General features: G+C 62.7%; 11 protein-coding genes. 3 read left to right on the forward strand and 8 right to left on the reverse strand.

What is annotated here, in order from left to right:
- Window positions 1-10: 10 nt before the first annotated feature.
- From ABIE58_RS14290 to ABIE58_RS14315, 6 genes are all read right to left on the reverse strand, one after another.
- A complete protein-coding gene (locus tag ABIE58_RS14290) occupies window positions 11-811 on the reverse strand; it encodes an enoyl-CoA hydratase/isomerase family protein (RefSeq protein ID WP_354545389.1) in 801 nt (266 codons plus the stop codon).
- A 19-nt stretch (window positions 812-830) separates the two neighbouring features.
- On the reverse strand, window positions 831-2378 hold the full coding sequence (locus ABIE58_RS14295; protein WP_354545390.1) for an AMP-binding protein: 1548 nt from the start codon (window positions 2376-2378) through the stop codon (window positions 831-833).
- Window positions 2371-2880 carry a (2Fe-2S)-binding protein gene (locus tag ABIE58_RS14300; protein WP_354545391.1) on the reverse strand — a complete coding sequence of 170 codons (510 nt, stop codon included), beginning with the start codon at window positions 2878-2880 and terminating at the stop codon, window positions 2371-2373. Before ABIE58_RS14300 ends, ABIE58_RS14295 begins: the two co-directional genes overlap by 8 nt.
- Window positions 2868-3695, reverse strand: coding sequence for an FAD binding domain-containing protein (locus ABIE58_RS14305; RefSeq protein ID WP_354545392.1), 828 nt, complete (start codon window positions 3693-3695; stop codon window positions 2868-2870). The genes ABIE58_RS14300 and ABIE58_RS14305 overlap by 13 nt, the downstream gene beginning before the upstream one ends.
- Window positions 3692-6652, reverse strand: a complete 2961-nt coding sequence (locus ABIE58_RS14310; RefSeq protein ID WP_354545393.1) for a xanthine dehydrogenase family protein molybdopterin-binding subunit — start codon at window positions 6650-6652, stop codon at window positions 3692-3694. The genes ABIE58_RS14305 and ABIE58_RS14310 overlap by 4 nt, the downstream gene beginning before the upstream one ends.
- A gap of 103 nt (window positions 6653-6755) precedes the next feature.
- Window positions 6756-7622 (reverse strand): helix-turn-helix transcriptional regulator, encoded by an 867-nt coding sequence (locus tag ABIE58_RS14315; protein ID WP_354545394.1) that lies wholly within the window; start codon window positions 7620-7622, stop codon window positions 6756-6758.
- 494 nt (window positions 7623-8116) lie between these two features.
- On the opposite strand from ABIE58_RS14315, the gene ABIE58_RS14320 reads away from it, so the two are divergent.
- From ABIE58_RS14320 to ABIE58_RS14330, 3 genes are all read left to right on the forward strand, one after another.
- Complete coding sequence (locus tag ABIE58_RS14320) at window positions 8117-8584, forward strand: helix-turn-helix domain-containing protein (protein WP_354545395.1); 468 nt, start codon at window positions 8117-8119, stop codon at window positions 8582-8584.
- 86 nt (window positions 8585-8670) lie between these two features.
- On the forward strand, window positions 8671-9867 hold the full coding sequence (locus ABIE58_RS14325; protein WP_502950104.1) for an IS256 family transposase: 1197 nt from the start codon (window positions 8671-8673) through the stop codon (window positions 9865-9867).
- A gap of 97 nt (window positions 9868-9964) precedes the next feature.
- Window positions 9965-10156: a hypothetical protein gene (locus ABIE58_RS14330; protein WP_354545397.1), complete on the forward strand. Its 192-nt coding sequence runs from the start codon at window positions 9965-9967 to the stop codon at window positions 10154-10156.
- Window positions 10157-11025: 869 nt separating this feature from the next.
- On the opposite strand, the gene ABIE58_RS14335 is transcribed toward ABIE58_RS14330, so the two are convergent.
- Window positions 11026-13089 carry a hypothetical protein gene (locus tag ABIE58_RS14335; RefSeq protein ID WP_354545398.1) on the reverse strand — a complete coding sequence of 688 codons (2064 nt, stop codon included), beginning with the start codon at window positions 13087-13089 and terminating at the stop codon, window positions 11026-11028.
- A gap of 170 nt (window positions 13090-13259) precedes the next feature.
- Complete coding sequence (locus ABIE58_RS14340) at window positions 13260-13772, reverse strand: thermonuclease family protein (RefSeq protein WP_354545399.1); 513 nt, start codon at window positions 13770-13772, stop codon at window positions 13260-13262.
- Window positions 13773-13924 lie beyond the last annotated feature (152 nt).

The following is a 13924-nucleotide window of genomic DNA, read 5'->3' on the forward strand; positions in this document are numbered from 1 at the left end:
AAGATGTCACTCAGCGCCCGGAGAATTCCGGCTTGCGCTTTTCGTGGAAGGCATTGACGCCTTCGGCGAAATCGTCTGACTGGCGAAGTCGGCTGTATGCGTGGCCTTCAAGCTCGATGCCGATGGCCACCGTTGCATTCTCGCTGTCATTGATCAGTTTCTTCGCGGTTCGCTGCGCCAGCGGTGAAAAGCCGCGCAGCTCGTCCACAAGGCGTGCTGTGGCCGCGGCAAGCTCGCTGTCCTCGACGACCTCGGTGGCAATACCCCAGTCATAGGCTTGCTGCCCGGTGATCCGGCGCGAGCGCATGACTACATCCTTGGTGCGCGCGATTCCGATGATCGCCTGCAGGCGCGCCGACCCGCCGGAGCCGGGGATTTGTCCCAGCTTCTGTTCGGGAAGCGCGTAGCGGCAGGACTGGGTCGCGATGCGGAAATCGCAGGCGAGCGAAATCTCGAATCCCACCCCGAAGGTATAGCCCTGGTTCGCGGCGATCACCGGCTTCGACGCCCGCCAGGGGGCCGCGACGTTGTCGGCCAGATGACTGACATGCTCCGGCGACGCCTGGAGAAACCCCTTGATGTATCCACCAGAGGAAAAATGCTCGCCTTCGGCGCGCAACACGATCACCCGCACGCGGTCATCGTGGTCGAGCGCCTCAAAGGCAGCGCGAATCTGGTCGCGCTGCCCCATGTTGATGACGTTCATCGGCGGGCGGTCGAGGATGATGTCGCCGCGCTCCGCCGCAGGGTCTGTCTCAACACGGAATCCGTCGAGGGTGTCCAACCGGGGGTCAGGAATGGGGTGGGTCATTGCGTCTCCTTTTCGCCCGTTACCGGGCGGTCTGCTTCGAAATGGATTGCTCTGGCGCATAGTCGCCAGAGACGAGATGCCGCCTGAGCAGCTTGCCCACGGGGGATTTCGGAAGTTCGGCGACGAAAACGAACTGCCGCGGGCGTTTGAAACTGGCGAGATCCGAAGCGCGGCAAAAGCGGTCGAGCGCCTCTGCCGTGACATCGCCACGACGCTTGACGAAGGCCGTGACAATCTTGCCCCACCGCTCATCCGGCAGGCCGACCACGGCACATTCGACAACGCCCTCGTGCATCGACAGGCAGCTCTCGACCTCAACCGGTGAGACGTTCTCTCCTCCGGTGATGATCATGTCGTCGACGCGTCCGGTGACGAACAGATCGCCATCGGCGTCGAAACGTCCGCTATCGCCGGTGAAATACCAACCGTCGATCAACGACTTGGCATCCGCCTCTGGGCGGCGCCAATAACCCTCGAAGGCCTCGTCGCCTGCAAGCGTGGCGATGATTTCTCCTTCAACGCCAGCCGCAACGACGCGCTCTGGATCGCCGCCTCCCATCTCGACGATGCGCAGGTCCTGGTTCAGGCCAGCCTTGCCTGCCGAGCCAGGTTTGGCCGCGGCATTCTGGTCGATCGAAAACGTATAGACCTCCGACGACCCGTAATGGTTGACCAACAGGTCCGGCCGGAACGCCGCTCCGACCCGCTTCAGCAGACCGTCGGTCATCGACGCACCAGCGAATCCCAGACGTCTGACATGGCTCAGATCGGTGCCCGGAAAATCCGGGTGATCGAGCAGGTCGTGATACAACGTCGGCACGAGGTAAAGCGACCCGATCCGTTCCTTCTCGATAAGGCGCAGCGCCCATGCGGAATCGAAGCGTGGCAGGCAGATAAACGCGCCGTCCAGCAGGTGCATCGCGAGAAGCGAGCGCACGCCCATCGTGTGATAGAGCGGCATGACCCCGAGCGTGACGTCGCCCCGCGGCATCAGGTTCTGGGCCACATGGGCAACGGCCGCCGCGCGCTCTGCCCGGTGGCGGCGCGGCACGCCCTTGGGCCTCGCGGTGGTCCCCGAGGTGTAAAGCATGATCGACCAATCCTCCGGACCGGCCATCGCAGGCGTGTCCGGGGCGCTTCCCATCGCGACCTCTTCGACGCATACAGCGCCGTCGAGATCACAGCCGTAGACCCAGCGCGGCAAATTCATCGCCCGTGCGGAAGTGGCAATGGCGTCGCGGCTCGCGCCATCACAGACCACCAGGCTTGCCTCGCTGTTCTCGAGGAAAAAGTCGATCTCTTCGGCCGTTGCGCGCCAGTTAACCGGAACGACCGTCACACCCGCAAGCTGACACGCCCAGTGGAGCCAGACTGCCGCACGGTTGTTCTGAAGCGCGGTAAGGATCCGGTCACCGTGCCGGATCCCGGCGTCTTCCAGACCGGCCACCAGCGCCGATACGCACCGGTAGAGCTGCGCATAGCTCAGCCGTGTGTCGCCATCCACCAGCGACAGCGCATCCGGCGCGCGCGAAACGGTGGCAAGCAGTGATCTTCCAAGATCAAGCATTCTGCGTCTCCTTCCTGAGGGCTCGTGCCGCCTCGACAGCGGCGTCGAGTATCTGGTGATACCCGGTGCATCGGCACAGATGCCCTGAAAGCACTTCGCGAATACGCCCCGCGTCCGCCTCGGGTTCGGCCTGCAACAGCGTGTCGAGCGACATCAGAATTCCCGCAGTGCAGAACCCGCATTGCAACGCGTGATGTCTGCGAAACGCTGCTTGAAGGACCGAGAGCCGCCCTGGCTCGGGTGCCAGACCTTCAACCGTGGTGATGTCTGAACCCTCCACCTGCACCGCGAGCGTCATGCAGGCGCGTGCCATCATGCCGTCGATCCGGATCGTGCAGGCCCCGCAGACGCCATGTTCACAGCCCACATGGGTGCCCGTCCGGCCGAGGACATGCCGTAGGAAATCGCTTAACAGCATGCGCGGCTCGGCCGGCCCCTCGACCGACTCGCCATTGAGACGAAAGCGAACCATGTGGTTTTCATCGGCACTCAGTCGGCGCATGAGCGGGCCTCCCTGATGGTGGTCTCTCCAAGGCGACGCACCAGATCACGGCGGTATCGTGCCGAGGCGTGCATGTCGTCGCGCGTATCGAGCGACCAAGCGAAGGCATTCAACGCCTCGGCCACATCGGCCGGGGCGAGGTTCTCCCAATCGGCAACGACCGGCGTGTCGTTCACCCCACCGACGGCGAGGCGCGTTAAGGAACCCCGCACCACGGTGGCGCAGGACACGATCGCGAAATCACCCTTGCGCCGCCCGACCTCGCGAAAGGCGGTGCCGGTGCCGGGAGGGGTCAGGGGCACGTCCACCGCCTCGATCAGTTCGTCATCGGACTTTTCCGTCACCATCATGCCCAGAAAGAACTCGCGCGCGGGCACGGTCCGGCGCTTGCGACGGCTTTTCAGATGAACCCGCCCGTCCAGCGCGACCAGAACCAGAGGCAATTCCGCAGAAGGGTCGGCATGGGCTACCGACCCGCAGACCGTGCCACGCATCCTTGTCTGGATATGGCCGATCCACGGCGCAGCCTGCGCCAGCAGCGGCACCTCGTGCGCGAGGCTGGCACGGGTGGAGAGTGCCTCCTGCCGCACCAGAGCCGAGATGCGGAGGCGGTCCCTGGCAACCTCGGGACTCCGCGGCCCCGTCGCGTGCAGGATATCGACAACCACGGCGGGTTGCGCGAGCCGCATGTTCATCATCGCCATCAGCGATTGGCCGCCCGCAAGCACGCGCGCGTCATCGCCGCTCTGCGCCAGAATGTCTGCCGCTTCGTCCAGCGTGTCGACGCGGACGTAATCGAACCGGGCCGGCTTCATCGCGCCCCCCCGAACAGCGCTTTCAGGCGCGCCCTGAATCCGTTTGCAGCCGACGCGCCGCCAGCCTTGCGCCCAAGCGCCGCAAAGAACTGCCCGATCACGATGCGCGCCGCGCCGTCCAGCAGGCGCCCGCCCACCGACGCGACCTTGCCGCCGAGCGACGCCTCGTAGGAATACGTGATCTTCGTTGCGCCGTCGCCTTGGGCCGTCAGCGTGACATATCCTGTGCCCTCGCCGGAGCCGAGCGCGCCATTGGCCTTGCCCGACAGGGTCGCGCCATGCGGCGGGTCGAGATCGGAGAGAGCGACCTCGACGCGGTAACGCCCCTTGACCGGCCCGACCCCCAACGTGACATCGGCCAGAAACCGTTTCGGTGACAACTTGCGAACATCATGCGCGCCGGGGATGACCGCCGCCAGCTGATCCGCATCCATCAGGATATCCCAGATCGCCTGCGGCGGTGCCGCCACCCTTGCCTCGCCCTCACCGGTCAGGCCCCGGCCCTCTGCTTTGGGTCTGGTGACCACGTCTTCCGGCGCGGCTGGCTCATCCCCGAGATGCGCGGAAAGGCGCGCGGGTGTCAGCGGCAGCACCAGGTCGGTCCAGCCGCTGAGCGGTGCCAGCGCATCGCCAACGGCATTCGCGATGCAAACGGGCGTAGACATGCAATTTCCCTCGCCCACACCCTTGGCCCCAAGAGGCGTCAGCGGCGAGGGCGTGCAGATGTGCAGGACGTCGAGCTCTGGAATCTCATGAACCGTCGGCACCGGGTAATCGGCAAAGGTCCCGGCGAGAAACGCCCCTGCCTCGTCATAGGCATATTCCTCGTAGAGCGCGGCTCCGAGCCCGTGGACAAATGCCCCCCGGATCTGTCCCTCGACCATGCCGGGATGCAGGATCGTCCCGCAATCGTGCGTCGTCACATAGCGATCGATGCGCGCCTCACCGGAAAGCGGGTCGATCTCCACCCCGCAAAAGTCAAATATGAAGGCATGGCACAGCGAGGAATTGATCCCGTCCGCCTCGGTCGGCGCGGTTAGTTCCGGCGCCGTCCAGATGGCGGTTTCCCGCACCGGGTTGCCGATCCCTTCGGGCAGCGTGGCAGGTGCCCAATGCGCGGCAGAGGCGACCCTCGCAAACGCCAGCCCGGCCTCGGGGTTGCCCGCCGCAAACACGCGGCCCCCATCGAAGCGGATATCCTCGGGCCGCGCATTGATCCGTGCGGCGGCGATCCGGGCGAGCCGGTCGCGCAACCGGTCCGCCGCGATCTTGACCGCGCCCGCCGAGGCACCGGCAAATCGGCTGGCATAGTTCCCGGCCGCGATGGACCAGGCGTCGCGCGCGGTGTCCATCGCCGCGAGCACACGCACCTGGGCGGGCTCAAGGCCGAAGACATCCGCCACCACCTTGGCCGCAACCGTCCGATGGCCTTGCCCCTGCGGCACGGAGTCAAGCTGAACCGTGACGCTGCCCACCGGGTCGATGGCAATGGTTGCCGCACTTTGCGCGCCGTTCTTCGGCCCCGCCTTGGCACGTTCCTGCGGCGTCAGGGCGGTGGACAAATAGCCCATGTTCGACACCGATGGCTCCACCGCCGCCGCAAGCCCGATGCCGTAGAGGCGCCCCTCGGCACGGGCGGCGGCGCGGGCTTCAAGAAGTGCATCATATCCACCCTGCGCAAGCGCGGTCTCCAACGCTAATTGGTAATTGCCAGAATCATAGGTGGCGCCGCTGGCGGTCCGGTATGGAAAGGCGTCGGCGGCGATAAGGTTGCGCCGGATTACCTCGACCGGATCGAGTGACAATTCCTGCGCGATCCGCGCCATCAATCGCTCCAACGCAAAGTAGACCTGGGGGCCTCCAAAACCGCGGTTCAGACCGGTCGGCGTCTTGTTGGTCATCACTATGCGGTTGCGCACCGACAGGTTGGCGATGTCATAGGCCCCGCACAGGTTACCGTGCATCCGGTAGAGCGTCGCCGGTTCCGGCGCTCGGAGATAGGCACCCACATCCTCGACCTGATCCCAGTTGAGGGCCGTGACGCGCCCCTCGCCAGTCACCGCCGCGCGAAGGGTGGTCACCCTGTTGGTGGCCGAGACGCTGGCCGACAGATGCTCCAGCCTGTCCTCGACCCATTTCACTGGCCGGCCGGCCAGCCGCGCACATGCAGCCATAAGGACCATATAGGGAAACACCCCCTGCTTTACGCCGAAGCTGCCGCCCGAATCCTCAGGCGTGCGCAGGCGCAGTCGGTTGCCCGGCACGTTCAGCGCGCGCGCAATCACTGGGTGGATCGAGAATGGCCCCTGGAAATTCGCCAGCACGTCAAAGGCCTCGCCATGCGGATCCCATTCGGCCACCAAGCCGTAGGTCTCAATCGGCGTGCACGAATTGCGTGGATAGCGGATCGTGATGTCGACTGTCCGTTCCGCCGTATCAAAGGTGCTTTCCGGATCGCCATAGCGAAAGGAACGGTCCGCCCCTAGATTCCCGGAAAGCCCGGCGTGAAGCTGTGGCGCATCAGCATTCAGGGCGGCCAATGGATCAAGCACCGGCTCCAACCTGTCGTATTCCACAACGATCCGGTCCAGCGCGTCCTCGGCAAGATATCGGTTGTCGGCCAGCACCACCGCCACCGGCTCTCCGGAGTAGCGCACCTTGTCGCGCGCTATTGGCCAGCACTCTATCGGGATTTTCACCCCAACCATGAGCGGCGCGGCGATGCTGGCATAATCGTCTCCGGTAATAATGGCACGCACACCGGGCATCGCGCGCGCAACGGATGTGTCGACCGACCGGAGGCTGGCATGGGCATGCGGGCTGCGCAGGATGGCCGCGTGCACGCACATCGTCGGCACCGGCAGATCATCAATGAACCGCCCGCAACCGGTCAGGAGAGCCGCATCCTCGACCCGTTCTGCCCCGACCGCCGCGATGTCTGCGCTCTCGCTGGCCATAAAGGCCTCTCCTCTCCTGGCAATTCATGCCCCTCGGAGAAGAGGTTACGTAGGCTTCGCATCGAAAACGATTTCCTAGGGTCGCGTAATTTACCCTCGAGTCTCAAATTCGCAGGATATCCGAGACGTCCCCGATCCTGGAGATCGCGCGAAAACTCGACGGAGTGACTCCAGAATGATCCCGGAAGAAGCGGGTGAAATGCGCCTGCGTGCTGAAACCGAGCCGGTCGGACAGCGCACCGAAGCTCACATCGCTGTCAACCGTCGCACTGACCGCCTGCTCCAACCGCACGACATTGAGAAACACCCTCGGGGAAACCCCTGTGGATTTCTCGAATACGCGAAAGAAATTGGCGCGGCTCATCCCCGTTTCGGCCGCAAGCCTGTCAATGCTGTCCACCCCGCCGGGGTCTTTCCGGATCGTCGAAATTGCCTTGCCGACACGCCAGTCGATCCCGTTCGTCCGCGCTGCACTGCGCAGGCCTGCGCCGACGTTTCGCCAATCCGTGAACCGCTCGATCACGGTGATCATGAGGTCCTCGAGCATGTTCTCATGCTCATCTACAGCAGTAGGCGCATGCACCATGCTCGCCGCCAGTTCCATCGTCATGCGGCGGATCCGCAGCGTGTTTTCCCCGACGATACGGCCAAAGAAACCGCCGCCTCCGCTCGCCGCCCAATTTGACCGCATCTCCGCTAGCCAGATCGGTTCGATATACAGCGCGAGGATGATGGTCCGTGGCCGCAATGGGTCGTGCACATAGGCATGCGGCGTCCAGGCGTTGATCAAAACGGCTGTCTCATCCGTCAAGGGCGCTACGCGGTCGCCCACTAGAAATGAGGTGTCCGCGCCATCGACCTTCAGGAGCACATGACAATGCGGATGCGCATGGCGCACGAGCGACCTGTCCATGTCGAGAAGGGCGACCCGCCCGAATTCTCCATTTCTGATCCTGAGAGCATCTGACATGGGAAGATCCTAACCGGTATTGCCCGGAGCGTCATGTTGATTTGAGCCTGCACGGTTGGCAGCGGCGTTTAAGCGGAAAGTTTGCAGAACATGACGCCTTCGATGATCTTGGACAACTGGTTGTTTGCCCCCTGCACATCCATGCGGGAACGACGATCGGCCTCCCTCCGCTCAAAGGATCATTTGGAGCTGCCGGACCACTCAGGCCAGAGAAACGACGCGTTTTCACGATGGTCCAAGTTGTCCATGCGGTCCAAAATTTTCAATTTGCCTAACAATCTGCGCGATTCCAGTGGTCCAGCCGGTCCGACCGGTCCACGCTGCCAGGACTGCATTGTGCATTGTGATTTTACACCCGACGCTGGCTGCACCTCGCCAGAGCTGCCCGTTGCGCGCGCCGTCCTGCCCGGGAAATGGTGCCGCTAGATTAATTTCACCCCCCGCCCGTTCCCCGTCAGGCCGTTGCTATGAATAAAGCAAGCAGCTGATGCGCTGTGAAACAACTGACTGAAAAGGTGAAGAAAATGCCGAAGAAGCCCTATGCCGATACCCGGCTCGCGAAATACATCGAGAAGCGCGTGATGGAGCTCAAGCCCCGGAAGTCGCAGATCGAGATCGCCGTCGAGGCCGGGTTCGTCAGCGTCAACATGCTCTCGATGCTGAAGAACGGCTCAAGCAAGCTGCCGCTCGATCGCGTGCCCAGCCTGGCGCGCGCCCTCGAGTGCGATCCGGCCTACCTGTTGCGCCTGACGCTCGAGCAGATCCAAGGCGATACCGCTGCGCACGCGCTCGTCGAGATCATGGGCACGCCGGTGACCGGCAACGAGCTTGGCTGGCTGCAGGAGATCCGCGAGGCCTCGGATCACAGCGATCCGCGCATGACCAACCGCGGTCGCGCGGCGATCCGGGGTAGTGCCCCACCGGATGGTGTAAGAGGCCGCGCGCGGAGCCATTTGGTGTAGCGCAGCGCGCGGCCGGGTCTGGCGGCCACCGCGCTTCTTCGTAGTCTGAGGTTGTTCAAAGACCGATGACAACGAAGGAGAGCACGATGACCGAGACCATGATCGACCTTCCGAGCGTGATCGCCAAGAGCGATGATGCCGATTTTCTGCGCGATTTGATCCAAGACGCCGCGCAACGGCTGATGGACATCGAGGTGGCCGCCGTGTGCGGTGCCGCGCACGGCGAGCGCAGCCCGGATCGGGAGAACCAGCGTAACGGCTATCGGCCGCGCCAGTGGGATACCCGGGCAGGCACCATCGGCCTGAACATCCCGAAACTGCGCAAGGGCAGTTATTTCCCGACTTTCCTGGAGCCGCGACGGACTGCCGAGAAGGCGCTGATGGCGGTGATACAGGAAGCCTACATCCACGGTGTCTCCACCCGCGCCGTCGATGATCTGGTGCGCGCCATGGGGCTTACGGGGACCTCGAAGAGCCAGGTGTCGCGGCTCTGCGAGGAGATCGACGAGCGGGTGCAGGCATTCCTGAACCGGCCTCTCGAAGGCGATTGGCCCTTCCTCTGGCTCGATGCCACCTACGTGAAGCTGCGCGAGGGCGGGCGGATCGTCTCGATGGCGGTGATAGTGGCTGTGGCGGTCAACACAGACGGGCGGCGCGAGATCCTGGGGATCACCGTCCTGCCCTCGGAGGCCGAGACGTTCTGGGCCGAGTTTCTGCGCTCTTTGACCCGGCGCGGGTTGCGGGGCGTGCAACTGGTGATCAGCGACGCCCATGAGGGCCTGAAGGCCGCCGCGCGTAAGGTCCTTGGCGCAGGATGGCAACGCTGCAGGGTTCACTTCCAGCGCAACCTTCTGGCCCGCGTAGGCAAGACCCACAAGCCCGTGGTCAGCGCGGTGGTGAAGACCGTCTTCGCCGAGAAGGACCGCGATCAGGCACATGCCCGTTGGCGCGAGGTCGCCGACAGCCTGCGCGAGCGGTTCCGGGATGTCGCCGAGCTGATGGATGACGCGGAGCATGACGTGCTGGCCTACATGGCCTTCGACGAAAGTCTGCGCTCGAAGTTGCACAGCACCAACCCGCTGGAGCGCGTCAACAAGGAGATCAAGCGGCGGACCAACGTGGTCGGGATCTTCCCGAACCGCGAGGCCGTTATCCGCCTCGTCGGGGCGCTCATGCTGGAGCAGAACGATGAGTGGGCCGTCTCCCGCCGTTACATGCCGATGGAAAAGCTGACCGTCATATGCAACGATGACGGTGAGACGGCGATGATCGCCGCTCAGTGAACGAGCAACACAGGCTATGAAGAAGCAGGTGGACGCCAGTTCCTACACCACTTCCCGGGGCACTACCCGATCCGGGCGATCTTCGGGAAGTAGAGGCATGAGCGCCCCCAGCAGCACGTCCGCCGCGGCAGTGCATCCCTGCATGCACCGCCCTGGCTTCGGACCCGAAGAGCTGACCGACAACGAGGTCGCGTGGATGGAGTTCCTGCGGATGATCAGCAATGGCCGCGATCCGCGCCCGACGCTTCGTCGCGTCCAGCTGCTCAGGCGCGTGTGCAGGAAGTTCTGACATCATCGCGCGCGGCCCGTGACGCCGACGGGCCGCGCGTGACGTTATGCGAGATACGTTTCCCCCTTACCTGCATCGATGTAGGGCTGCATGTCGAACCAGGCGGTTCTGCATCGCGATACCAATCCCCGTCCCCCGGCCCCACCGCCGGGTGGTGACCTCATTAGGCGAGCGCCTATGGCTTGTCATAAAGAAGCGCTGAGAGCGGCGATGAGTCGCAGCTTGCGTCGCGGTGCCCCCCCACAAGCCTGAAGCGCCCTTATCAAATTCTGTGAGCCTCTCAGCCACTCTCACAGGGCATCATCTCACGATTGGAGCGCATGACATCGACAAGCCCCGGCGAACGAGCGTCGATGCACAATCAGCAACCCCTCGCATGATCCGCGTGCCAGCCCTTGAACCAGGGCGTCATGAAGACGGGCATAATTAGCTCTTTGCTGCGCTTTTTTGTCGGATAATCTGACCTGCGACGGACGGCAGGGCCAGTGATCGAGCACGCGTGGTGTTCAATAAGCGCTGACTTTAGGCATATCACGCCACTCGGCTCGGCATTCGGCCCGTTGCGCGGCCTTAATGACTGGGGCACCCTCCTTAACTACACCGTCTTATACTCCCCCTCTCCTCCTTCCCTGTCACAACAGCACACCACTGGACAGAGCCAGACTGATGATCTCAGTAGGGAGAGGCCTCAGACCCGGTCAACGCCGTTGCCGAACCCGCTCCCCTCAGGCTGTCGGCTTCAGGCCGCGCCGCCTCCCCCCTCAGCTAGAGCATGTCGCGTTCATTCGCATTCACGCGCCCTGCTCTAACCTATTGATTTCGCATGTTCGAGAAGCTCAAAACCGGTTCCCGTTTTTGAGCAACATGCTCTAGCCCCAGGAAAAGCTGCGCCACCGGCGCGTCAACTCATCTTGCGCCTTGCCGACGACCTCGTTCATCTCCGGCCACGCTTTCAGCCCCAGGCCTTCCCGGTCATTGGTCGGTGTCGCAGTCCGGACCGACGTATGTTGCGCGGCCCTATCTTCGAATGCGCGTGCCCGGTGCCTGAGTTCGACCCCATACACACCACGCGTGTTCTTCTGTGCCTGTGCGTCATCCAGAAGATGTTGCCACAGATCTATCGTGGCCAGCCTAAACGACAGGAATGGTTTCGTCAGCCGTCTGAACGAGACCTTCCGCAGATCATCGATGGTTTCGAGACCGCGCGCTTTCAGAGTATCACTTCCGGATAGCGTGACCTCCACACGGGCGCGGCGCTCACGTTCGGGCAGCACGATCTTCGTCTCTTTCTCGCGGTTCCGTTTGTCCGCAATCTTGTGCTGAACGGTGACATGACTCGACGCACGCTTGCCACCTTTCGCGAGGGTGGAATTGAGATGCAGGTGCTCGCCTGGCTGATCGGTGAGAATGCACTGCCGTATATCCTCTATCTCGATCCTACAATCGGGTATCCTTCTCAAGGACGATCCGTGAGAGAACAGGAAACGCACCTTTCTGCCTTCAGCGCCTTTGTCCGGAGCGTCGAAAATCTGCCGTGCATCGACATGGCGCATATTTTCGATCTCGGTATCCATAAAGCAAGAATGCGGGGTCCAGTGATGGCGTTGCAACAGCCCCACCATCCGTTCGCGTCGCAGGATCGACTCTTCCGGATCCTCGGTTGCAGGATGGAAGTCGACCGCCACCTCGATCATGTGAATCGTGACATCGCCACTGATATCTGGACCATTGCGGATCGACGTCAGGATCTCAGCCAGCATCTCCGCTGCGGGTTCTTGTATCAGGATCCCGAAGTGATACCCGGTGCTCTTGCCGAGCTCGGGGACCGGCAGTGGCTTGCCCCAGGTATCTTCCTTTTTGGGCTTCGTCAGATCCCTGACCATGACGGTTGTGCCGGTCTGCCTCTCGATCTCCTTGCTGAGCGGTTTCTCATCTCTCTTGTGCACCGTGCTGAGCAAAATCACGATTCGATCGACCAGGGCCGTGACTCTGTAGTTACTGCGAATGGTGATGTCCGGTTCCAGCACAAGCTTTCCGGCCAGATCGGAACGCACATTTCCGCCCTGTGACGCCGGGGACGAGGGCACGCACCGATATTGGAGAACAGCCTCGTCCACGACACGTCCGGCTGCCCCCCGATATTCCGATCTCTTTTCCGGAGATGAATAGCGCAGGGAAATCGCGAACGGTGCTGGAGTGGCGGGAATTGGTGCGGGCTGAGCGTGTTGCGGCACAGGCTGCGCATCCTGTGCGCCCCCCTTGCCGGAAATCGCATCGAGCACAGCCTGTATCTCGGGCGATTTCCCGACCCTCTTACCACCACGGATCAGCTTGCCCGACTTCAGATATCGAAGGTAATCGGATAACAGACGCCGCATTGATCTAAGGCGAGAATCGAAGTCTTCTGGCCTCCTCTCAACGCCGAAGACCTCTGGCCAGCGATTTGACAGATCTTGTTTGCTGACACCCGGCTTGCTGATCTTCAATTGAGAAGTCTTCTTCATTGATGAGTCACACGCAACCGCGTCATTGCCTGTTTTTGCCTGATGCAAACGGGCACGTTCGCGCCACGCAAGCTCGATGAGGCACGCCGCAACGCATTTCGTAATCTCGTAATAATCCGGCTGTTTGCCCGGAGTCTTCTTCGCCCCGGATCGACTGTCCAGAAGCAACCAGCGACCGAACAGAACCAGTTCAGCCTCCGGCCTCGCCACTCCATTCTCGCCTCGGACGGCTCTCTCAAGGCTCTTTGAAACGGTTCTGGCCTCGCTGTGACGTCGGGCGTGGACCAGCGTGTTGAGGCGCAGGATAAAGCTCTCCTCATCTTGTGCGGTGGCAATGTTGCCATTTTCGAACAGCTCAGACCTGACCGCCAAGTCTCGAGCCGTCAGGTCCCGAATCGTTTGCGCGCTTGTGTGTTCCGCTGATGCCACTATCCCCTCCTGCAACCGGGCACCTTGTGACAGCATCGAGGTGGTGCGTCCCCTCAGCCGATTTGGGTAACGCCATGGTCGACAGGGTCAACCGTCTGTTTGGCAAGAGTGCGCTGGCGACCCGCTTCAGTGCATCCGGCGCAATACCGGCAATGATCGGAATGACAATCCTATCCGCGCCACCAAGTGCACGCGCCGCTTTTCACCATGACGGAGGCAAGATCACGACCGTCGGGAAAGCGACAGAAGCCGATCCACCGATCATAACTCTTCCGACCGGTGAGGCGACAGGACAGCGTCTTGCCCGATACGAGCGCCCGCATCCGGCGATCAGCCCGCGTTCCGGCGAGCGTGCCGGTTTCCGCGCAATCGAGATTGGCGAAGCGGATAGGACGGCCGGCGACCGCGATCGTGTCGCCGTCCCGCACATGTGTCACGCGCCCGACCACGTTGCCAGAAGTCGACACTGGAACCGATGGCGCCCTGTTCAACGCATTTCCGCTCAATGCATTTCCGCCACGCAACGCCCTGGGTGTGACGGTCCTTTCAGCGCGGTCCACGAAACCAGCCCGGTCGAGGACATGTGGAGCGACCTGGGCGCCGGCCAGCAGCACGACCACGAGAAAGAACAGGGCCAGGACGACGATCTTCGACGCAGATCGACGTGCGCGCCGCCGCTTCATCTTTCGCCACTGTCTCTGGGCCGGGGTCGGTCGTGCCAGCTGTCTCATTATTCAGAGACCAAACACAGGATAGTGGCGATTCTTGGGGCGGCGTTCGACATCTCGTCACGAGAAACCGACCGCGTTTGCCGCGCTCGGTTTGGCTGGCGGGG

Source organism: Roseovarius sp. MBR-78 (assembly GCF_040547535.1).
Classification (GTDB): Bacteria; Pseudomonadota; Alphaproteobacteria; order Rhodobacterales; family Rhodobacteraceae; genus Roseovarius.

What these genes read in the sequence shown, in the direction of transcription:
- ABIE58_RS14290 (WP_354545389.1), bottom strand. Translation starts at nt 811, where the DNA reads ATGACCCACCCCATTCCTGACCCCCGGTTGGACACCCTCGACGGATTC.
- ABIE58_RS14295 (WP_354545390.1), bottom strand. Translation starts at nt 2,378, where the DNA reads ATGCTTGATCTTGGAAGATCACTGCTTGCCACCGTTTCGCGCGCGCCG.
- ABIE58_RS14300 (WP_354545391.1), bottom strand. Translation starts at nt 2,880, where the DNA reads ATGCGCCGACTGAGTGCCGATGAAAACCACATGGTTCGCTTTCGTCTC.
- ABIE58_RS14305 (WP_354545392.1), bottom strand. Translation starts at nt 3,695, where the DNA reads ATGAAGCCGGCCCGGTTCGATTACGTCCGCGTCGACACGCTGGACGAA.
- ABIE58_RS14310 (WP_354545393.1), bottom strand. Translation starts at nt 6,652, where the DNA reads ATGGCCAGCGAGAGCGCAGACATCGCGGCGGTCGGGGCAGAACGGGTC.
- ABIE58_RS14315 (WP_354545394.1), bottom strand. Translation starts at nt 7,622, where the DNA reads ATGTCAGATGCTCTCAGGATCAGAAATGGAGAATTCGGGCGGGTCGCC.
- ABIE58_RS14325 (WP_502950104.1), top strand. Translation starts at nt 8,671, where the DNA reads ATGACCGAGACCATGATCGACCTTCCGAGCGTGATCGCCAAGAGCGAT.
- ABIE58_RS14330 (WP_354545397.1), top strand. Translation starts at nt 9,965, where the DNA reads ATGAGCGCCCCCAGCAGCACGTCCGCCGCGGCAGTGCATCCCTGCATG.
- ABIE58_RS14340 (WP_354545399.1), bottom strand. Translation starts at nt 13,772, where the DNA reads ATGAAGCGGCGGCGCGCACGTCGATCTGCGTCGAAGATCGTCGTCCTG.